Annotated in this window: 15 protein-coding genes and 2 tRNA genes; 3 read left to right on the top strand and 14 right to left on the bottom strand. The window is 68.1% G+C overall.

The genetic code is table 11. From position 1 onward, the window contains the following. Positions 1 to 8: 8 nt before the first annotated feature. Together ABZS37_RS22675 and ABZS37_RS22670 are read right to left on the bottom strand one after the other, a co-directional pair. Complete coding sequence (locus tag ABZS37_RS22675; protein WP_355171865.1) at positions 9 to 233, bottom strand: hypothetical protein; 225 nt, start codon at positions 231 to 233, stop codon at positions 9 to 11. 92 nt (positions 234 to 325) lie between these two features. After that, a complete protein-coding gene (locus ABZS37_RS22670; protein WP_355171863.1) occupies positions 326 to 1,099 on the bottom strand; it encodes a DUF6338 family protein in 774 nt (257 codons plus the stop codon). Between the two features lie 514 nt (positions 1,100 to 1,613). On the opposite strand from ABZS37_RS22670, the gene ABZS37_RS22665 reads away from it, so the two are divergent. Beyond that, positions 1,614 to 1,775: a hypothetical protein gene (locus ABZS37_RS22665; RefSeq protein ID WP_355171861.1), complete on the top strand. Its 162-nt coding sequence runs from the start codon at positions 1,614 to 1,616 to the stop codon at positions 1,773 to 1,775. Between the two features lie 155 nt (positions 1,776 to 1,930). Here the strand turns inward: ABZS37_RS22665 and ABZS37_RS22660 are convergent, their stop codons facing one another. The 3 genes from ABZS37_RS22660 to ABZS37_RS22650 are packed head-to-tail and all read right to left on the bottom strand — an operon-like array spanning position 1,931 to position 6,160. After that, positions 1,931 to 3,178 carry a hypothetical protein gene (locus ABZS37_RS22660; protein WP_355171859.1) on the bottom strand — a complete coding sequence of 416 codons (1,248 nt, stop codon included), beginning with the start codon at positions 3,176 to 3,178 and terminating at the stop codon, positions 1,931 to 1,933. After that, a complete protein-coding gene (locus ABZS37_RS22655) occupies positions 3,165 to 4,574 on the bottom strand; it encodes a hypothetical protein (protein WP_355171857.1) in 1,410 nt (469 codons plus the stop codon). The genes ABZS37_RS22660 and ABZS37_RS22655 overlap by 14 nt, the downstream gene beginning before the upstream one ends. Before the next feature lie 20 nt (positions 4,575 to 4,594). Then, positions 4,595 to 6,160 carry a toll/interleukin-1 receptor domain-containing protein gene (locus ABZS37_RS22650; protein ID WP_355171855.1) on the bottom strand — a complete coding sequence of 522 codons (1,566 nt, stop codon included), beginning with the start codon at positions 6,158 to 6,160 and terminating at the stop codon, positions 4,595 to 4,597. A gap of 82 nt (positions 6,161 to 6,242) precedes the next feature. On the opposite strand from ABZS37_RS22650, the gene ABZS37_RS22645 reads away from it, so the two are divergent. Beyond that, entirely contained in the window at positions 6,243 to 7,661 is a 1,419-nt protein-coding gene (locus ABZS37_RS22645) for a helix-turn-helix transcriptional regulator (protein WP_355171853.1), read from the top strand. 617 nt (positions 7,662 to 8,278) lie between these two features. Here ABZS37_RS22645 and ABZS37_RS22640 read toward each other — a convergent pair. The 5 genes from ABZS37_RS22640 to ABZS37_RS22620 all read right to left on the bottom strand — a co-directional run bounded on the left by ABZS37_RS22640 (position 8,279) and on the right by ABZS37_RS22620 (position 12,421). After that, the gene (locus tag ABZS37_RS22640) at positions 8,279 to 8,617 is read right to left on the bottom strand and encodes a hypothetical protein (RefSeq protein WP_355171851.1); all 339 of its coding nucleotides are present in this window, start codon (positions 8,615 to 8,617) and stop codon (positions 8,279 to 8,281) included. Positions 8,618 to 8,641: 24 nt separating this feature from the next. Next, positions 8,642 to 8,715 (bottom strand) — tRNA-Ile (locus ABZS37_RS22635). Between the two features lie 130 nt (positions 8,716 to 8,845). After that, positions 8,846 to 10,084, bottom strand: a complete 1,239-nt coding sequence (locus ABZS37_RS22630) for an FAD-dependent oxidoreductase (RefSeq protein ID WP_355171849.1) — start codon at positions 10,082 to 10,084, stop codon at positions 8,846 to 8,848. Next, positions 10,074 to 12,191 carry an MMPL family transporter gene (locus ABZS37_RS22625; protein WP_355171847.1) on the bottom strand — a complete coding sequence of 706 codons (2,118 nt, stop codon included), beginning with the start codon at positions 12,189 to 12,191 and terminating at the stop codon, positions 10,074 to 10,076. Before ABZS37_RS22625 ends, ABZS37_RS22630 begins: the two co-directional genes overlap by 11 nt. 157 nt (positions 12,192 to 12,348) lie before the next feature. After that, positions 12,349 to 12,421 (bottom strand) — tRNA-Asn (locus ABZS37_RS22620). Positions 12,422 to 12,714: 293 nt separating this feature from the next. On the opposite strand from ABZS37_RS22620, the gene ABZS37_RS22615 reads away from it, so the two are divergent. After that, entirely contained in the window at positions 12,715 to 13,119 is a 405-nt protein-coding gene (locus ABZS37_RS22615) for a hypothetical protein (RefSeq protein ID WP_355171845.1), read from the top strand. 64 nt (positions 13,120 to 13,183) lie between these two features. Here the strand turns inward: ABZS37_RS22615 and ABZS37_RS22610 are convergent, their stop codons facing one another. From ABZS37_RS22610 to ABZS37_RS22595, 4 genes are all read right to left on the bottom strand, one after another. Continuing rightward, positions 13,184 to 14,191, bottom strand: a complete 1,008-nt coding sequence (locus tag ABZS37_RS22610; protein WP_088949630.1) for a sugar phosphate isomerase/epimerase family protein — start codon at positions 14,189 to 14,191, stop codon at positions 13,184 to 13,186. A 211-nt stretch (positions 14,192 to 14,402) separates the two neighbouring features. Beyond that, positions 14,403 to 14,906, bottom strand: coding sequence for an ATP-binding protein (locus tag ABZS37_RS22605; RefSeq protein ID WP_355171843.1), 504 nt, complete (start codon positions 14,904 to 14,906; stop codon positions 14,403 to 14,405). A 212-nt stretch (positions 14,907 to 15,118) separates the two neighbouring features. Continuing rightward, a complete protein-coding gene (locus ABZS37_RS22600; RefSeq protein ID WP_355171841.1) occupies positions 15,119 to 17,233 on the bottom strand; it encodes a ThuA domain-containing protein in 2,115 nt (704 codons plus the stop codon). A 29-nt stretch (positions 17,234 to 17,262) separates the two neighbouring features. Beyond that, positions 17,263 to 20,115 (bottom strand): PQQ-dependent sugar dehydrogenase, encoded by a 2,853-nt coding sequence (locus tag ABZS37_RS22595; RefSeq protein WP_355171839.1) that lies wholly within the window; start codon positions 20,113 to 20,115, stop codon positions 17,263 to 17,265. Between the last annotated feature and the right edge of the window lie 193 nt (positions 20,116 to 20,308).

The raw sequence follows: 20,308 nt of genomic DNA, 5'->3' as shown, positions 1-20,308 counted from the left end.
TATACCGGTCACTCGTCGCCCAGGTCGCGCTCCTGGCACTGCGGGACCTGTTCGAGGCGGATCCGCGGCTTGCCAGCATCGGGTTCAACGGCCACGTCGACGCGATCAACCCCGGCACCGGACAATGCGAATACCCCTGCCTGATCAGCCTCAACGTCGAACGTGAATTGTTCGCTCAACGCCCGGAAGCGAGGGCTGTCGCCATCGGCCAAGATGCCCAAGGACAAGCTCATCGGGCTGATGCGGAGCTACACCCGCCACAGGGAGACGGCGACAAGCTCCCGACACAGGAGTTCCACGCTAGGTGCCCTCCCCCGGTAGCCGACTACGTGCCTTCACGCTGGACAGGGGCAGACGATGCCGGTAACTCGGCAGCGAAAGCCTCCTCTCGCTTCTTCAGGTGCGTCACGTCCAACCGGACGATGTGCCGCGCGGAGATCACCGTCAACGTCGAGCCGATCGGCTGTATCTCACCGTCGACCGGCCGTATCTCTGCCCTAGTCAATATCAGCTCTCGCTGGTCATCCTCGACCCCGCCGGGGCTGTACGAGACGAGGTAACCCCGGACGTACGTGCCGTCGTCCATCTGGACGCCGATAAAAGTCTCATCCTCGCGCTTCTTACGGCCGATCGCAGCGTGGTCGCGACTCTTGAGATCGCTCATGGCCTGGTGCCACGCGGAAGAGTCTTTGATGGGCGCGTCGCCGAGAAGCCGCTGCGCCCATGCCTTCGACCGCATCTGGCGGAGCCCGGCTAGAAGCCGCGGATCAGCAGAGAAGAAGCCGAGCAGTGTGGCGAAGGTGATCAGGGCCAGTGACCACCAGACCAACTGCACGTGATGTTCCCGTGCGAAGTCGGCCGGATCCTGGATCAAGCCGCGAACGTTGGGCGTCCGCTCCGGACACGCGAGACGCAGTCCGGCAGACAGCAGGCCGGTGAACGTCAGGCAGGCAACGCTGACGAACACCACGCGCAGGGTCTCGCGCAGCGTCGAGTGCGATGGAGCCGGAACAGCCCGCTCATGACGCAGTACATACGCGAGCCCAGGGGCAAGCAGTACGACGAACAGGACCAGCCCCAGAAGGGACGAGGGGATCAACTACGGCGCTTACTCAGACTTAGTCTGGGTGGGTGGAGGCGGCGGAGGTGGCGTCGCCACCGGCGGCGGGATCATCGTCGTCGAGACGATCACCTGCCCGCGCTTGGAGAAGTCGCCCTCCCCAGGGACTACCACCCTGTGGATGACCTCGCGGTCCTTGTTCTCTGACATCGTCACCCCTTAGCGAACCGGCTGTCACTCTACAGTGGCTTTCCGATATTCCGAGGTGACACAACGCCCAACGGTGCCGCGCCCGATCGAGCAGCCGCATCAAGGCGCTTGAACGACTGGGCACGCCTCATCGGAGTCACCGAGGATCACCGCCTGTGAGCGACTCCCAACCGGCCATCTTGTTGGCGGCTACTTCGAAGTTCACCGCCTCAGATACCTGCTCGTCCGAGAGGGGGTAATCGATTTTCGACTCCGACGAGACGAAGAGGGAGGCGAACAGCTCCGCGTTAGCGGACCGACTGCGTAGTGCTCCGAGGATCTTGGGGTACTCCAACTCGACGAGGTGCCTCAGCGCCTCGTCGACGTCACTCAGGGCGTCGCGGGCGCGGTCATCGTCGATCTGGCCGAGCTGTTCGCGCAGCTCGGTGAAGATCGCTTTGAGCGTTTTGACCCGGTCGTCGTAGACCTTGCGCCGCTGCTGCAGCCGAGTGTCCGTGTCGCGTAGCCGGCCCAGGCCGAGGATTGGCGCGATCGCGTCGTACAGTTCGGCCGGCTTCGCGGTGAAGACCCGTCCGCTTGGTCGCCGAGCGTGGCGGTGACGCCATCGCTGACGGCCGGCCGCTCGCCCGCACTGTCGGGCCTAACCTGGGGGTAGGCCGTCTACCAGGTGACCCGGTTCGAAAGGCTGCCATTGGCGGTGACCCAGTGCTCGCCCGCGTCACCGGAGTAACAAGCCTGCCTTGTGGATGCCGCCCCGCTGCTGTCCGTACGCATGGTAAACGTCTTAAACCCGCCCGTATCGGCGCTGTCCCGACAGACCACCGTCACCTGGCTGTTCGCCGGGAATCGGCTCAGCGCGACCACGTACCAGTAACCCGCCGGGGCTGCCGCTCCCTTAGTGAGATTGGCTTGGCCAGCACTTTTCGTCCAACGCACTCGGTTGGAGGTGACGTTGTTGGCGGTGACCCAGTGCTCGGCACCTTCACCGGAGTAACAGGCCTGCTTTGTGGATGCCGCCCCGCTGCTGTCCGTACGCATAGTGAACGTCTTGAACCCGCCCGGATCAGCACTGTCCCGACAAACAACCGTCACCTGGGTTTTTCGCGCGAAGCGGCTAAGGGTCACCACGTACCAGTAGCCGGACGCAGCTGCGGTTCCCTGCGACACCCGCACGTTCCCGGCCGGCTGCGGCGACGTCTTCGCCTTCGCCCACCGCACTCGGTTGGAGGTGACGTTGTTGGCGGTGACCCAGTGCTCCGCACCATCCCCGGAGTAGCACGCACGCTGGTTCGAGGCTGCCCCGCCACCGTCGGTATGCAAGGTGAGGGTCTTGAAGCCGCCTGGATCGGCGCTGTCCCGGCACACTACCGTCACGTCGGTGTTCGCGGTGAACCCCCTCAACGTCACCGAGTACCAGTAACCGAAAGCGGCAGCGCTGCCTTGAACGACGCTGACGTTTCCGGCCTGCAACGGGACCGACCGTGCTGCCCACCGGACCCGGTTGGAGTCGTGCCCGTCGGCCGTGAACCAGTGCTCCTCACCCTCGCCGGAGTAGCAGAACGACTTCGACTCGGCGGCACCCGTGTCATTCACTGTTAGGGTCGCGGTCTTGAAGCCGTCGGGGGTGATGCTGTCGCGGCAGACAACCGTGATGTCGCTACTCGGCGGAAAACCGCTCAGCCTGATGTCGTACCAGTAGCCCTGCTCGGCGGCGGGCCCCTGCTCTAGCCGGGTGGCGATCGCCCCTGGATTTGGCCCCACTGACGCCGTTGGCGATGTCATGGGCTTCGGGTCGGGGATACGGTCCTTTCCACAACCGCCGAGCGCGAGCGGCGACAGGAGAACGGCTGCCAGGCAGCAGGCGACGACCGATCCTCGGCTGAGGATCCGGTCTCTACCAGGTGACATGGTTCGATTCGACCCCGTTCGCCCGTGCCCAGTGGTCCGGATGGTCGCCGGAATAGCAGTAGCTCTGCGTGAAGGCGTGACCGTTGCCGTCCGTGCGGAGGCTGAAGGTGTAGAAGCCGCCGGGATCGACCGAATCGTGGCAGGTCACAACGACGTTGGTGTTCGGCGCGAAGGCGTTCAGCGTGATCGAGTACCGGTATCCCGCCGGCGCTGTTGGTCCCTGCGCTAGGTGCACCGTCTGACCGGGCGGAGGAGGCGGAGGCGGAGGCGGAGGCGGAGGCGGAGGCGGAGGAGGAGGAGGAGGCGCTCCGGGCTTGGCGGACCAGGCGACGTGGTTCGACTCGACCCCGTTGGCGGTCACCCAGTGGTCCGGTCCGTCAGCGGAATAGCAGCGGTTGGCCGCGCTGGCACCGCCCGCACCATTGGTACGCAGGGTAAAGGTGTAGAACCCTGCAGGAGAGGTGCTGTCATAACAGGTGATACTGATACCAGTGTTGCTGGGAAAGCCGCTGAGCGTGACTGTGTACCGGTATCCGGCCGGGGCCAGAACGCCCTTCTTAAGCAGGACGGTCGGCACCGGAGGTGCCGTGCCCGGAGCACCCGACTCCGTGCCGGGCGTCCCACCAGGAGATTGCGGTGCTCTGGTCGCGGAGGGCTGACCGGCCGGTGAGGCGCCCCACAGGACGCTGTTCGAGTACACTTCGTCGTCGACCGAAACAGTGTGCTCGCCGTCCACCGCCGAGAAACACCCCCTGTTGCTGTAGGCATTGCCGCTTCCGTCGGTTCGAAGCGGGTAAGTCCGGAACCCAGCCTTGTCCGGCAAGAAGGTGGTCGGGGTATCGTCCTCCGAGTCGAAGCAGCGGACCTTGAGTGTCGAGTGGGGGCGAAGTCCTCGCACGGTGACGGCGTACCAGTAGCCCTGTGGCGCGGTCGGCCCACGAGTCAGGGTGACCCCGTTGCCTGCTTCGGGGATCAGCGGATAACGCGACTGGATCTCGAACATATTCGGACGATCCAGGCATCCCGGGGAGTTCGACGGCGGATTGCTCACCAAGGGCGCGTACACGTAGCCGGATGCCCCGACGAAGCGCCCGTCGGTCCTGGTTACCAGGAACCAGCGGTCGACTCCCGGGTGGTTGTCCGGATCCGCGACCTGCCCGCCGATGGTGCACCGGACGATGACGACCGTGCCGTTGTCTGCCTGGTCCAGCACGGCACAGATTGCCTTAGTGCACTGGCGCAGGTTCACCCAGCCAAGATCGGAGTTGAGCACCGAACGCGTCTCGGGAGTGGTCTCCGCCTGTTGCGCCTGACCGAGGCCAGTACCGACCAGCAATGCGACTCCTAGGGCGACCACGGCGAATGTGGGCAGCGCCCGGAGAATTTTGTGCTTCACCACTGCTCCCTGCAGGCTCATCAACAGTCCGGCACGTTTTCGGCGACCCTGGTAGTTCCGCCAGTCCGGGGTGTATCTCCGTTGGCGAAAGTGTCGGAAGGGGCATATTGCCCCCGCCATTCCTCGCTCTCGATCCGGTACCAGTACATGACGCTGGACATGCCGGCAACGGTGTTACGCACCTTGCAAGAGATCCGTACCTCGGTGCCGACGGGGATGCGTGCATGCGCCGACGGCGTGCCGGCGGTGTCGACGTACAGCGGGGTGCCCAGGCCGTTGTCGGTGAGTTGGATGGTGGTGGATCCCGACACATCGGGGCCGGACGAGGTCGATCCCGATGCGGCCGATCCCCGGGATTGGAGACCCGGCAAGGTCGTCCCCGGCGAGTCAAGCCCGGACGCCCCGCTATTCGACCAGTTGGCGATCGCGTACGCGCTCACTCCTCCGAACACGCCAATCCCGACCAGGACCACGATGACAACGACCGCCCAGCGTGGCATCCGGGGCGCCGAGATCCCGTTCTGGTCGCGGACCCACGCGCCGATCGTCGGCACACCAGCGGACCGGATCTCGACCGCCCTGTAGACCCGCTGATCGATCCGACGGTGTCCGGGCTTGACCACGGTGGTATAGACGCTCTCGGAGACGATTAGCGCGAGTCGCGTGTAAGGATCCTCCAGCAGTCGGGTAAGTGCAGGGGCAGCGACCAGCCGGTCGGCTAGGGCCAACGCCGCACCGGCCCAGCCGCGCGAGTCCCTACTGGCCAAGCCGAGATGGATGGCGACGCGCAGACGGACCTCGTGTCGGCCCATCGCGGGTAGATCGGCCAGCCGCTTCTCCAGGGCGCCCAGGAATTCGACTAGGACGGCGGCGGGCGGTGTCGAGCCTGGCACGAGCAGATGCACCCCGTCGATGTAGTCCTGGACGGAGAAGTCAGTCCACGGCAGGCCCGCGTACCCGGCGGCGAGATGCAGCTGCTCGTACATCGTCGCCCGCAGGGCGCCCTGTTCCTTGTCAGGGCGGTCAGCAAAGCCTCCGATGCGGACCGCGACGACGGTGTAGTGGCCCTCCCCCTCGACGGGGGCTGGGGTCGGAGGGGCCGGCGGAGTGGGGCCACCGGCGCTGTGGCCGAGTAGTCTCGCGACCTGATCGACAAGGACGGACAGATCGATGGAGGCGGTCCGGACGCTGATCCGGTGATACTGCCTGTAGACCAGCTCGCGCATGTCCTTTGGAAGGTCATTCGCCGACGGCAAGGCTGTGTCGCCGATCAGCACCGGGATCACGTGGAGACCAAACCTAATGGCATGCTCAATCTCTTGACGTACGTAGTCGTCCGGATCGTCGAGCCGACGAGCACCATTTTTCTGAACGGTCAACCACCCCGGGCCGATGACCGCGAGAAGGACGCCCGTGTCTCGCAGTGCCCTCCACAGCTCACTGCGGAAATCCATGGCGAGTGGAATGCTGCGGCTGTCCCGAAAAACAACATCATCTCCGAAACGGCCCCGCAACGTCTCGTCCAACAACACTGCCGCAAAGCCCCCGTCCGCCTTGCGGTAACTGACAAAAACACGCGGCGACATGGATGTGCGCCCCCCTCCGGACACGTCGTAGGGTGACACTCTCCCGTTGCCCGTGGCAAGACAGATATTCTTCCGTCGCCCATTGGACAACAGGAAACACCGACTGGCCGAACAGCGGACAACGACGGCTGTCGAGCCCTCGACAACGCGCCGCTCGGCGGCCACCGTTGACAACGTGGACAGAGATCTGACATCACAAGATCAAAGCGCCGCCAGCGCAACCGCATTCGGCGCGGAGCTACGACGGCGTCGCCTCGCCGCAGGAATGTCGCTCACCGATCTGGGTCGGCTGACGTATTACAGTCGGGGCCATCTGAGTAAGATCGAAAATGGTTTCAAGCGCCCCGGACCGGATCTGGCCCGTCTCCTGGACGCGGCGCTCGACGCGAGCGGGGCACTGTCACAGACCCTGCCCCCGACCGCCCAGCGCCACCGAGCGGCGCCGCCACCGAGCGGCGTGGACCCGTGGTTGCTGACGCTGACACCCGAGGGTTCGTTCGTCTTTGACGCACGCGGGCCGGCCGGCGAGTCGCAACCCGACCACCGCACTCTTCGCTGGTCGGTGTCGAGTCCGGCGCAGGCACGGAGCGCCGCACTCTCGCCAGTCGCCTCCTACAACGCGATCTTCGACCACGTCCGCATAATCGGCCAGGTAGCAGGCCCGGCCGAGGTGCTGCCGGTGCTGGTCACCGCGACCGGGACATTGCGGGCGATGGCCCGTCACGGTTCGAATCCCGAGGTCCTCGCACTCGCTGCCCGATTCGCCGAGTACACCGGGTGGATGGCGCAGGAGTTGGGGAATGACGCCGCGGCCCTTTGGTGGACCGGCCAGGCCGCCCAACTCGCGACCGCTGGCGGGGATGACGACCTGGCGGCGTACGGGTATGTCCGACGCGCCCTGATCGCCCTCTATCGCAGGCATCCACATGACACCGTGGCGCTTGCCCGACGCGCACGGGCCAAGGCAAAGGGCCCACGGGTACGTGGTCTTGCGGCCCTGCGGGAGGCACAGGGCCACGCGCTCACCGGCGATGCCCCGGCCTGCCGCCGGGCGTTGACTGAGGCCAGGACTCTGCTTTCCGAGGCGGAGCGGGTTGGATCGTCCATTACACCCCTTGGTACGACGACGGTTGTCGACCCCGTCGAGATGACCCGGGGATGGTGTCTGCACGACCTCGGTCGCCCGGTCGAGGCCGCCCGTGTGCTCTCCACCGAGATTGCCAGGCTTCCACCTGACGCGCACCGGACCCGCGCGCGGTACGGCATCCGACTGGCCCTCGTGCTTGCCAGTGTTCGAGAGCTCGAGGCGGCCTGCGCACTCCTCGGGCCGGTGCTGTCGCAAATGGTGTCCATCGACTCAGCGTTGATTCGAAAGGACCTCCGGCACCTGGCACGCACACTAAATCGGTGGAATGCCGAGCCGTGTGTTCAGCTGATCATGCCGGAGGTGGCAGAAGCGTTGGCGGGCGACGGTTTTGCCACCTCCGGATACAGAGGTTGAAAGGCTGACATCTGTACGGTCAGGATGGTTCGGGGCCCAGGGTCATGCCGGTCTGGGCGATGAAGCCGGCGATGAAGTCGGCCTAATTCTGGCAGGCGCGTAAACGCTGTCTGACCAGGTTGGCCAGGTGGTCGACGCCGTGGACGACCGGTGTTGGTGATGCCGCGTTTCATCCACGCCCAGACGCCCTCGGTGGGGTTGAGATCGAGTGCGTAGGCCGGCAACCGCACCACGGTCAGCCAGTCCCGGGCCGCGATCAGCGTGCGCATCCGCACGCTGACGTCGCCTACGTAGGCGACATCACCTACCGCGACATCCTCGTCACCGACGTCCACGACGCGTTAATCGACCGGGACACCTCCGACGCGCCCAGGACATCGCCAACGCCCGAGGGGACGTCCAAACCCAGCGGACCATGTCCGACTCGGATTATTACCTCACCGGCCTACTCACATGTCCGCAGTGCGGACTGGGCTACATCGGCACGTCCGCCAACGGCCGGACCCGCCGCTACCGCTACTACACCTGCTTTCACCCGCACCCGCTACGGCAAACACGCCACCTGCACGGCACCCCGGCTCCCCGCCGACGACCTCGACCACATGATCCTCAAAGCCCTACTCGACTTCTACACCACCGCCGAACCCGTCCTCGCCGCCATGATCCAACGCGCCCACGCCCAACACGACACCACCACCGACAACCGGCGCGCCGAACTCGCCGCCGACCTGAGCGCCCAGCCCGCGCCCTCGCCGCCCGGCACCGTCACCCGCATCCGCGACCACCTCACCGACATCATGACCAGCGGCACCACCACCGAACGCAAAGCCGCCATCGAGGCCCTCATCGCCGAAGTCCAACTCACCGACCAGGGAGTCGTCCCCGTGTTCAAGATCCCCACCGACACGACAATGCCCCCGCCCGAAACGGACGGGGGTGTACTTCAGGAGTACCACCGGTTCGCACAATGGTGCGGTCGGTGGGGCGGGCGGGACTCGAACCCGCGACCGAGGGATTATGAGTCCCCTGCTCTAACCGGCTGAGCTACCGCCCCGACACCGCGCCGGATCTTATCCCGCTCGGCGATCAGCGGCCAGCACCGAGCCGGCCGGCGCCCACGCCTTCACCAGCACGATGGGCTACAGGAATATAACAGCGCGCTCGGGTCGTCCCGGGTACGCCGGTCACCCGACGCGCAGCTCGTCCAACACCGTTCCGGCGGTGCGCCAGCCGCTGGCGAGAGCGCCCTGGATGGACGGGCTGTCCCGGTGGTCACCGGCCACGAACAGCCCCTCCCCCAGCGCCACCGGCTTGCGCAGTCGCCCCTGCGGTGGCGGTGCGGCGGGCAGCGCGTTCGGGACGGCCACGGTGGTGAGGTGGGTCCAGTCGGCGGTTGAACATCCATACAGCCGGGTCAACTCGGCCCGTACGGTCGGCTCAGGCGGGGCCGTCGGGCCGACCACCGAGGTGGCGACGAGGTGCCGTCCGGCGGGCGCGTACGTTCCGGCGGCGTTGCTGAGCACCACCGTGTTGGCGATGATCTCGCGTCGGTCCCCGTCGATGAGCAGGATCGGCTCGGTAAGCGGCGGCTCGGGCGCGCTGTGGTAGTAGGTGGTGTAGCTGTGCATGCGTACCGTCGCCAGGGCCGGCAGCAGCGCGGACGCGGCGGGCGGGTCGACGGCGACCACGACGGCCCGGCAGCGGATGTCGCCGGCCTGGGTGCGGACCCGGCCGGGGGTTACCTCCGCGACCGGGGTTTCCAGGTCGAGCAGGTCGGCCGGCAGCGGGTCCGCGATGGCCCGGGGCAGCGCGGCCATGCCCTCGGCGGGCAGGCCGATCCGGCCACGGGCGAAGGAGCGCAGCACCATCGCCAGTACGTGGCTGGAGGTGGACAGCTCCCGGTCGATGAACACACCGGACAGGAACGGCCGCAGCAGCTCCTCGATGATCGCGTCGGAGAGGCCCGCCCGGCGCAGGGCCGTCTCGGCGCTGGTCTCCGGCGCGGCGAGCAGCCGGGAGGCGGGCAGGGTGGCGCAACCGGTGGCGAGCGCGGCGAAGCGCATTCGGTCGAGCAGCGAGCCGACCCCGGCGAGCGCGGTGCGCGGCCCACCGGTCGGTTCGCGCACCGGGTTGACCAGTCGCAACAGGTCGTCGCCCTTGCGCACCAGCACACCGGAGGTGAAGTACCCGAGGTTGAGCCGGTCGGTGTCGAGCAGCGTGCCGAGCCGGGGGTAGGCGGTGTTGAGCACCTGGAAGCCACGATCGATCAGGTAGCCGTCGACGACGTCGGTGGCGACCCGGCCGCCGAGTCGACCACCGGCCTCCAACAGCCGCCAGGGCACGCCGGCGCGGTGCAGACGGCGGGCGGCGGCGAGGCCGGCGAGGCCGCCGCCGACGATGACCACGTCGGTCTCAGCCAGCATTGCGCGCCTCCCGCTCCCCGTTCGCCCGGGACAACCGGCCCGGCCACCAGACCTTCGGCCCGATGTCGTACGCAAGTGCCGGCACCAGCAGCGACCGGACGATGATGGTGTCGATCAGTACCCCGATCGCGACCGCGGTACCCAACTCGACCAGCACCACCAGTGGCAGGACAGCGAGGGCGGAGAAGGTCGCGGCGAGCACGATGCCGGCAGAGGTGATCACCCCGCCGGTGACGGCGAGGCCGGCGAGCACACCGGCCCGGGTGCCACGCTTGACCGATTCCTCGCGGACCCGGCTCATCAGGAAGATGTTGTAGTCGATGCCGAGTGCGACCAGGAAGACGAACGCGAACAGCGGGAACGACGAGTCCACGCCGGGAAAGTCGAAGACGTGGCGGAACAACAGCGCGCAGAGGCCGAGGGTGGCCGCGAAGCTGAGCAGGACGGTGGCGATCAGCAGCAGCGGGGCGAGCAGCGCCCTCAGCAGCAGGGCCAGGATGACCGCGATGACCGCCAGCACCACCGGGATGATGACGCTCTGGTCGCGCTTGGCGGCGTCCGAGGTGTCCACGTTGATCGCGGTGAAGCCGCCGACCACCGCGTCCGCGCCCGGCACCTGGTGTACGGCCACCCGCAGCTCGCGGATGGTCCGCTCGGCGCCGTCGCTGTCCGGTGGGTCGGCCAGGGTCGCCTCCAGTTGCACCCGCCCGTCGACGACCTTCGGCGCGGCGTTCGGGTTGGGTACGCCGGTCTGCGGGCCGGCGGTGAGCGGGCGGACCTCGGCGACACCGGGTACGCCCTGCGCCACCTGGGCCACCTGCTGGGCGGTCTGCTCGGTGGCGAAGATGGTGGCCGGGCTGCCGGTGCCGGCCGGGTAGTGCCGGGAGATCACCTCCTGACCGTCCACCGAGTCGGTGCGTTGGGTGAACAGATCGGACTGGCCGAGGGTGGTGGCGCCGAGTTGCGTGAGGCCGAGGGTGAGGATGGCCAGCACGACCGCGGTGCTCAGCCAGATCGGTCGGGCATGCCGGGCCACGAAGCCGGCGATGCGGCTCCAGAGGCCGTGCTCGGCCCTCGGGTCGGCCTGGTCCTCCCGCGGTCGCCGGGGCCAGAACGCCCACCGGCCGCCGAGCACCAGCAGGGCAGGCAGGAAGGTGAGCATCACCAGCAGGGTGGCGGCGATCCCGATGGCGGCGACCGGGCCGAGCGCTCGGTTGGAGTTCAGGCTGGACAACAGCAGGCAGAGCAGACTGACGATGACCGTGCCGCCGGAGGCGATGATGGCCGGTGCCGCACCCTTCCAGGCGGTGCGCATGGCGCCCCAGGGGCGGTCGTGGCGGTGCAGCTCCTCCCGGTAGCGAGCGATCAGCAGCAACGCGTAGTCGGTGCCGGCGCCGAAGACGAGCACGGTGAGGATGCCCTGGGCCTGCCCGTTGAGCTTGACCACGTCGGCGTCGGCGAGCAGGTAGACGAAGACCGAGGCGAGCGCGTACGACATCCCGGCGGACAGCAGCGGGAAGATCCAGAGCACCGGGCTGCGGTAGACGACCAGCAGGATGATCAGCACCACGACAAGGGTGACCAGCAGCAGTGGCCCGTCGATGGCGGAGAACACCTCGATCAGGTCGGCGAGCAGGCCGGCCGGTCCGGAGACGTCCACGGTGAGCCCGTCCCGGTCGTCGCCGGTGATGTCGCGTAACTGTTCGACGACCGATCCGATCCGGTCCCCCTCGGCGTCGTCCACCGGCACGACGACCTGGAGTGCCTGGCCGTCCTCGCTGGGGATGGGCGGGGGCAGCGGGGTGACCACTCCGGGCACCTGGGCGAACCGGGCAACGTCGGCGCTCACCCGCTGCTTGTCCGCGTCGGTGATCCCGGAGGGCCGCTCGTAGACGACCAGAGCCGGGATGGTCTGCCGGTCGACGAACCCGCCGGCGAGGTCCTGGGCGCGGGTGGCCTCGGCGTTGGTGGGCAGGAAGGCGGCGTTGTCGTTGGTGGCGACCTCGCTGAGGCGCCCGGCGTACGGCCCTGCCACGCCACCGATCACGAGCCAGGCGAGCACGACCGCCACCGCGATCAGCGTGGCCCTGCCGCCTCGTCCGGACATCCCCACTCACCCCAAGAATCGACGCATCAATCGACGCAGTGGGAGCCTGGGTCGACATCGACCATCCTGCCGGGCGAGTACGTCGCGGGAGGCGAAACCGGGCCATGCGCACGAAAACGCCCGTCGGCGTAATGCCGACGGGCGCTGGGTGGAGAAGCTCCCCCGATTGGACTCGAACCAATAACCTGCCGGTTAACAGCCGGCTGCTCTGCCAATTGAGCTACAGGGGACCGTGCACCGCGCGACTCCGGATCTCGCCGACGCCGTGCGACGGGACAAGAGTACAGGACATTCCCCGGTGGCGGTCCAGTGGGTTACGGCCCACCCCCACCATGATCAAGGCCCGCAGGTCAGGGCCGCGACGCATCGACAATTGGGGTAAATCGTCATCCTGGCACAAGCATGCTTGAGTGGAGAGCAGGATGGGTAGTTAGCTGCGGACAGAGGACGCAGGCGCGGTTTGGTCGCTCCCGGCGGGGCAACTCACCGGGGCGACGGCGCGTCAGGTACGGAAGGAGCCGCCATGCGCGGAAAGATCATGTTTCTTGGCGGGCTGGCTGCGGGATTCGTCCTGGGCGCCCGTGCCGGCCGGGAGAAGTACGAAGAGCTCGTGGTCCGGGGCCGCAAGGTGCTCGACCACCCGACCGTCCAAGAGGCGGCCGGGGTCGCGCAGGCCCAGGCCAACAAGTTCTACAGCGAGGGCAAGGACAAGCTCGGCCAGACCAAACTGGGCGAGAAGCTGGGCAACGGCAACGGCAGCACTGACAAGCAGGAGCTGACCGCCGCCGACGACGCGTTTGCCGGCACGCCCGCCACCATGGGCGCCAAGGCGAGCACCAGCACGGTCGGCACGACCTCCGGGTCGCCGTCGTCCACCAACCCCCGCACCAAGCCGTCCGGCTCGGGCACGAACGCCAGCACGCTCTGACCAATCGCACGTCGACGGGCCGGTCGCCGCAGGGCGACCGGCCCGTGGTCTGTCCGGGCTGCGGTCAGTCCTTGCTGCTGAACGCCGCGTCGAAGGCGGCGCTCGGAGCGTCGAAGGCGAGCCGGCGGACGAACTGCAACGCCTCCGGGGCACCTACCAGCCGGTCCATCCCGGCGTCCTCCCACTCGATCGAGATCGGGCCGGTGTAGCCGATCGCGTTCAACGCGCGGAAGCAGTCCTCCCACGGCACGTCGCCGTGCCCGGTGGAGACGAAGTCCCACCCACGGCGGAGGTCGGCCCAGGGCAGGTGCGAGGCGAGCCGACCACGCCGGCCATCCCCGGTCCGTACCTTGGCGTCCTTGCAGTCCACGTGGTAGATCCGGTCGGCGAAGTCGAAGATGAAGTTCACCGGGTCCAGTTCCTGCCAGACGAAGTGCGACGGGTCCCAGTTGAGCCCGAACGCGGGCCGGTTGCCGATCGCCTCCAGCGTCCGCTTCGTCGTCCAGTAGTCGTACGCGATCTCGCTGGGGTGCACCTCGTGCGCGAACCGCACCCCCACCTCGTCGAACACGTCGAGGATCGGGTTCCACCGGTCGGCGAAGTCCTGGTAACCGCGCTCGATCATCGACGGCGGCACCGGCGGGAACATCGCCAGGGTGTGCCAGATCGACGAACCGGTGAAGCCGACGACCGTCTTCACCCCGAGCTTCGCGGCCGCCCGCGCGGTGTCCTTGATCTCCTCGGCTGCCCGCTGGCGGACGCCCTCGGGCTCCCCGTCGCCCCAGATCCGACCGGGCAGGATGTCCTGGTGCCGCTCGTCGATCGGGTGATCACAGACCGCCTGACCAACGAGGTGGTTGGAGATCGTGAAGACCTCAAGGTTGTGCTTCGCGAGGGTCTCCCGCTTGCGCTCGACGTACGAGTCGTCGGCGAGCGCCTTGTCGACCTCGAAGTGGTCGCCCCAGCAGGCGATCTCCAGACCGTCATAGCCCCACTCGGAGGCGAGCCGGCAGACCTCCTCGAACGGCAGGTCGGCCCACTGGCCGGTGAAGAGCGTGATGGGTCGCGCCATTGTCCTTCTCCCCTGTTGTGATGGGGATTCCATGTGCGGACCAGGGCGAGGGTGACCGGACGTACGCGACGCCGGGACGGTCACCGGTGGGTGCGGAACACACCTGGGCCCGGCGGGTTGCGCCTCCCACCGGGTCACCGGCCACCAGCACGGTCGCCGCCCTCACCCTATTTCCGCAGCACCCCATCGCGAAAGCCCCACAGCCGGATCATCATTCGGCCACCTCCTCGGGCGCGGGCAGGACGGCCCGCACGGTGAAGCCGCCGCCGGCGCGCGGGCCGGCCGAGAACGTGCCGCCGAGCCGCTCGGCACGCCTGCGTACCCCGAGCAGACCCCGCCCGGCGCCCTGGGTGCCCCCGCCCGACGGTGCGGGACCGGCGCCCTCGTCGCGTACCTCGATGGTGATGCCCGTGGCGTCGTAGCGCAGACGGACCGCGACCGGCGCGCCCGGGGCGTACCGGCACGCGTTGGTCAGCGATTCCTCGATGATCCGGTACGCCACGACGTCGACCGGGCCGGGCAGCGGTCGGGGCGGCCCGGCCAACTTCCAGCGCACGGGCTGGCCCGCGGCGAAGCCCTCCACCAGTGCGCCGAGGCGATTGAGACTGGGCGCCGGCTCGGACGAATCGTCGGGCTCCTCGGCCCGGCGCAGCGCATCACGCAGCCGGTGCCCCTGCGCCCGCACCATCCCGCGCCACTGCGCGAACTGCCCCATGTCGGTCAAGGTACGGCAGCCGGCTGTGAGCTGGTCTGCGGGCGTCCGCGGGTCGCGCGCCACGGGCGACGTCCGAGAGTCGGCGGACATAGCGGTGCGAGCGTTATACCTGTGGGTCATAGATATGACTCACAGGTATAACGCTCGCGGATGACACCGCTCCCGAGTCTCGCCGCCGCGGGGGGTGGACCGCGACGGTGAGGCTCAGACGGTCAGGGCAGCGTCCACTTCTGGTTGGCCGCGTTGAGGCAGGTCCAGAGGTGCACGACCGTGCTGTCCGCCGAGTTGTTTCCGGAGACGTCCAGGCACTTGCCCGAGGACGTGTTGCGCAGGGTGCCGTCGGCCTGGGCCGCCCAGTTCTGCGCACCGGTGCCGTTGCAGGTCCAGAGCTGGATCTTGGTGCCGTCGGCGGTGCCGCTGCCCGAGACGTCCAGGCACTTGCCGAGCGCCTTGATCGTCGAGTTCGGCGTCACGGTCCAGCTCTGCGCCGTTCCGCCGTTGCAGGTGTAGATCTGGATCTGGGTGCCGTCGGCGGTGGCACCGCTGCGGACGTCCAGACACTTGCCGGCCAGACCCTTGATCGGGCCGACCCCGGGAGTGCCACCACCACCCTTGACCAGGGTGAAATCGTCCACGTCGAAGAGCCCCGTGCCGCTACCGGTGAAGGTGAGATAGAGGTTCTGGGTGCCGGACGGGACGCCGGACAGCGTGGTGGTGACGTTGGCGAAGGTCGTCCAGCTGCCGGTGTTCGGCACCGCGACCGAGCCGAGCACCGGGCCGGTGGCCGAGCCGGTGCGCACCTGGACGGTGCCACCCGCTCCGCCGGAGACGACCCGGGTGGTGAACGAGGTGACCCCGGTCAGGTTGACGCCGTTGTACGCGGCCCAGTCGCCCGGGTCGATGTACCCGATGGTCTGCCCACCGTTGGCGCCCGCCTTGGCGAACGGGGTGACCCCGTTGGCCGAGCTGAACGCCTCGGCCTGGATCGTGGTGTTCCCGGTCGGCGGTGGCGTGGTGCCCAACTCCTTGATCCGGATGTTGCGGAACGAGGCGTCGTCACCGGTGCCGTGGTTCTGGATGCCGATGTGGCCGGCCAGCGAACGGACCGGGTTGGTGTTGGTGAAGTCGTTGATCTTCACCCCGTTGAGGAAGATCTGCAGCCGCTCGCCCTCGACCAACAGCTCGTAGGTGTTCCACTCCCCCGGCGCGTTGAGCGCCGCGTCGCGGGCCGCGATGTCGGCGGACTTGAAGGTGTAGACCGAGCCGGTCGTGCGGTCGGCGGCGTCGGTGGCGTCGATCTGGATCTCGTAACCGTTGTCCACCGCGGACCACGGATCAGTGGACGGCGGGAACCCGATGAACACACCGGAGTTGTCGTCGCCGGCGAGCCGCCAGTCCATCTTCAACGAGTAGTTGGTGAACTGCTTGGCGTTGTACCAGTACAGCCCCATGCCGCCCACCGAGGTCAGGGTGGCGTCGGAGTTGCTGAAGCTGCCCGGGCCGGCCTGCGACCAGCCGGTCGTCGAGCCGTTGAAGAGCGGGGTGTAGCCGGTCTCGGGCCGGCAGTCGGCCTTGCTCCGACCGGAGGCGTACCGGATGCCGCCGAGCAGATGCGCCCGGAACGCCGGCTCCGCGTACGACGCCTGGGTGTGCCCGGCACCGGTGTAGAAGGACCGGCCGCCGCTGTAGCTCTTGCACCAGCTGAGCGGGTGGTCGGCGCCCATCCCGCCACCGGAGTACGACGACTCGTCCAGCGTGGCCAGCACGTGGGCGGTCGACCGGGCGTTGGTCCGGTAGTTGTACCACTCGTCGGTGCGGGTCCAGGTCTGCGGCAGGTGCGCGGTCGCCGCGTGCCCCCGGTCCTCCACCTTCATGTTGGCCTGCTGGATCGCCGGGTGCGAGGCGAACCAGGCGCCCACGAGGTTGCCGTAGAACGGCCAGTCGTACTCGGTGTCGGAGGCCGCGTGCACACCCACATACCCGCGACCGGAGCCGATGTACGACTCGAAGGCGGTCTGTTGGCTGGCGTTGAGCACGTCGCCGGTGGTGTTGAGGAAGACGACCGCCTCGTACTGTGCGAGGTTGCCGGTGGTGAACGTGGCGGCGTCCTCCGTGGCGGTGACGGTGAAGTTGTTCGCCGCGCCCAGGTCACGGATGGTCTGGATGCCGACCGGGATCGCGTCGTGCCGGAAGCCGGCGGTCTTGGAGAAGACCAGCACGTCGTACGGGGCGTCGGCGGCGCTGGCCGGGCTGGCCGGGGTGGTGCAGGCGATGACGGCGAGGGCGGCCAGGCCCGCACCGAGGACGGGTCGCAGAAGTCTGCGCATATCGCTCTCCTAAAGGCGGCGGTTCAGGCTCAGGGCAGGATCCACTTTTGGTTGGCGGCGGCGGTGCAGGTCCAGAGGTGGACCACCGTGCTGTCGGCGGAGTTGTTGCCGGAGACGTCGAGGCACTTGCTGGACGCCGCGTTGCGTACCGTGCCGTCGGCCTGTGCGGACCAGTTCTGCGCCCCGGTCCCGTTGCAGGTGTAGAGCTGGATCTTGGTGCCGTCGGCGGAGCCACCACCCGAGACGTCCAGGCACTTGCCCAACGACTTGATCGTGGAGTTCGGGGTGACCGCCCAGTTCTGCGCCGCACTGCCGTTGCAGGTGTAGATCTGGATCTGGGTGCCGTCGGCGGTGGCGGCGTTACGCACGTCCAGGCACTTGCCGCCCAGACCCTTGATCGGGCCGCCCCCGCCGGTGGAAGTCCCGGTGACGAAGGTGAAAGCGTCCACGTCGTAGAGCGCCCCGGTGCCCGACCCGGCGAAGGTCAGGTAGAGCGTGGTCGTGCCGGTCGGCGGGCTGGTGATCGTCCCGGTCACCGTGGCGAAGGTGTCCCAGCTGCCCGTCACGGCGACCGTGGCCGAGCCGAGCACCGTGCCGGTGGCCGAGCCCGCCCGGACCTGGAGGGTGCCACCGGCACCCGCCGAGGAGACCCGGGCGTTGAACGAGGTGACGTTGCCCAGCCGGTACGGCTGGAACGCGATCCAGTCGCCGTTGTTGATGTCACCGACGGTCTTGCCGCCCTCGGCCGTGGCCTTGCTGAACACGTTGATCCCGGACGAGGTGCCGAAGAACTCGGCCTGCCGGTGCCTCGGTGGCAGCGTGTGCTGGGTGTGCGTGGTCAGACCACCGGCGTCGGTGTACTCGGCGTCGAAGATCGCGAAGATGTTCGCCGCGTCGTCGTGCTCACCGTCGACCGGGATGGTGATCGTGCCCGAGCAGCCGGTCTTCGAGGTGATCTGGTGCCCGTGCTGGTCGTGCCCGAGCACGTAGGTCATCTTGACCTTCGTGCAGTCGATCGTGCCGTCCTCCGGGTCGGTCACCGTGATGCTGAACGGGACCGTGTCGCCGAAGCTGAACAGCTGACCGTTGCCGGGGTTGTTGATGGTCACCGTGGGCGCGGTGTTGCCGACGCTGATCTGCACACTGCTGCTGCCGGTGGCGCCCTGCGGGTCCCGCACCGTCAGTGTGGCGGTGTAGCTGCCGTTGGCGGTGTAGGTCTTCGACGGGTTGGCCGCGGTCGAGGTGGTCCCGTCGCCGAAGTTCCACGAGTACGTCAGCGCACCGCCGTCGGGGTCGGACGAGCCGGCCGAGGAGAAGGTCACGGCGAGCGGGGCGGCACCGGAGGTCCGGTTGGCGCTGGCCGCCGCGGTCGGCGCCCGGTTGCCGCCGCCGACGTAGTCGAAGCGGTAGAGCGCCGAGTTGGCGTCGCCGTTGAAGTAGCCGGTGCCGTAGTCGAGCACGTAGTAGGCACCGTCCGGGCCGAACGCCGAGTCCATCACCTGCTTGCCGACCCAGGGGAAGGTGTCGATGGTGCCCCGGGAGCCGTCGGAGTTGACGTGGATCGGCTTGATCCAGCCTCGGCCGAACTCGGTGGCGAAGAACTGCCCGTCGAAGGACTGCGGGAACTTGGTGGTGGAGGTCGACGAGGCGTTGTACCGGTAGACCGGGCCGCCCATCGGGGACTCGGAGCCGCCGCCGAACTCGGTCGGGGTGCCGGCGTCGCCGGCGTACCGGATCCAGGCCGGTTGGGCGGGCGGCAGGGTGGTGAGGCCGGTGTTGCGGAACGAGTTGTTCGTCGGGCCGCCGGTGCAGTTGTACTTCGCACCGCTGGTGTTGGCGGCGAAGTCCCACTCGTTGTACGTCTCGGTGGAGGTGTTGGTGCCGGTGCAGTACGGCCAGCCGTAGTTGCCCGGCGCGGCGACCCGGTTGAACTCGACCTGGCCGGACGGCCCGCGGGTGGCGCTGGTGGTGCCGGCGTCCGGCCCATAGTCACCGACGTAGACGACACCGGTGGCCTTGTCCACGCTGATCCGGAACGGGTTGCGGAACCCCATCGCGTAGATCTCCGGCCGCGTCTTGGCCGTGCCCGGCGCGAAGAGGTTGCCGGCCGGGATGGAGTACGTGCCGTTGGCGTTCACCTTGATCCGCAGGATCTTGCCCCGCAGGTCGTTGGTGTTGCCGGCGCTGCGCTGCGCGTCGTACCCCGGGTTGCGGTTGGTCCGCTCGTCCAGCGGCGAGTAGCCAGCCGATTCGAACGGGTTGGTGTCGTCGCCGGTGGAGAGGAAGAGGTTGCCGGCGGCGTCGAAGTCGATGTCCCCACCGACGTGGCAGCACAGGCCGCGGTTGGCCGGGACGTCGAGCACGTCGACCTTGCTCGCCTGGTTGATCGTGAAGTCGGCGTTGAGGGTGAACCGAGAGAGCCGGTTGACGCCGTTCCAGGCCGAGAAGTCGGTGCCGGTGGCCGGCGCGTCGCCGGCGGGGGTGGACAGCGGCGGGGCGTAGTAGAGGAAGATCTGCCGGTTGCTGGCGAAGCTCGGGTCGACCCCGACGCCCTGCAGCCCCTCCTCGTCGTGGTTGTAGACCGCCAGGGTGCCGATCACGGAGGTCGTGCCGTTGGCGTCGGTGCGGCGCAGGGTGCCGTTGCGAGCGGTGTGCAGGACCGAGCGGTCCGGTAGCACCGCCAGCGACATCGGCTCACCCATGTCGGTCACGCCGCGGGCGAGCTCGACCTGCTGGAAGTCGGTCGCGTTGATCGGGTGCGCCTGTGCCGGGGTCAAGCCGGCACCGAGTGCGACCGTGCCGGCCGCGGCCACCAGCAACGCTGCTGATCCGGCGGAGAACCATCGTCGGGATCGACGTGTGGGAGCGTCCTTCATGGACATGTGTGCTGCCCTTTCCTGACGAATGACTGCCAGGCCGGGCGCGCGCCGTCGCGCCGGATGCCGTAGCGGTGATGGTGGGGGTCGATGGGTTGCCGCGCCGCCGGTTCACCTCGACGAAACAATGTCGTGTTGGTCACGACACTAAGTTGCGGGTGTCAATGTGTCCATACCTTCCGGCGATCCAGCATCAACT

The sequence above is a fragment of the Micromonospora sp. NPDC005413 genome (assembly GCF_040606435.1).
GTDB lineage: Bacteria > Actinomycetota > Actinomycetes > Mycobacteriales > Micromonosporaceae > Micromonospora.
The sequence above is the reverse complement of the archived record's forward strand: the minus strand, read 5'-3'. Positions and strand labels throughout refer to the sequence as shown.

Bases quoted from the DNA above. Each gene is read 5' to 3' on its own strand.
- ABZS37_RS22675 (WP_355171865.1), bottom strand. From the start codon at position 233: ATGAGCTTGTCCTTGGGCATCTTGGCCGATGGCGACAGCCCTCGCTTC.
- ABZS37_RS22660 (WP_355171859.1), bottom strand. From the start codon at position 3,178: ATGTCACCTGGTAGAGACCGGATCCTCAGCCGAGGATCGGTCGTCGCC.
- ABZS37_RS22650 (WP_355171855.1), bottom strand. From the start codon at position 6,160: ATGTCGCCGCGTGTTTTTGTCAGTTACCGCAAGGCGGACGGGGGCTTT.
- ABZS37_RS22630 (WP_355171849.1), bottom strand. From the start codon at position 10,084: ATGCTGGCTGAGACCGACGTGGTCATCGTCGGCGGCGGCCTCGCCGGC.
- ABZS37_RS22625 (WP_355171847.1), bottom strand. From the start codon at position 12,191: ATGTCCGGACGAGGCGGCAGGGCCACGCTGATCGCGGTGGCGGTCGTG.
- ABZS37_RS22615 (WP_355171845.1), top strand. From the start codon at position 12,715: ATGCGCGGAAAGATCATGTTTCTTGGCGGGCTGGCTGCGGGATTCGTC.
- ABZS37_RS22610 (WP_088949630.1), bottom strand. From the start codon at position 14,191: ATGGCGCGACCCATCACGCTCTTCACCGGCCAGTGGGCCGACCTGCCG.
- ABZS37_RS22605 (WP_355171843.1), bottom strand. From the start codon at position 14,906: ATGGGGCAGTTCGCGCAGTGGCGCGGGATGGTGCGGGCGCAGGGGCAC.
- ABZS37_RS22600 (WP_355171841.1), bottom strand. From the start codon at position 17,233: ATGCGCAGACTTCTGCGACCCGTCCTCGGTGCGGGCCTGGCCGCCCTC.
- ABZS37_RS22595 (WP_355171839.1), bottom strand. From the start codon at position 20,115: ATGTCCATGAAGGACGCTCCCACACGTCGATCCCGACGATGGTTCTCC.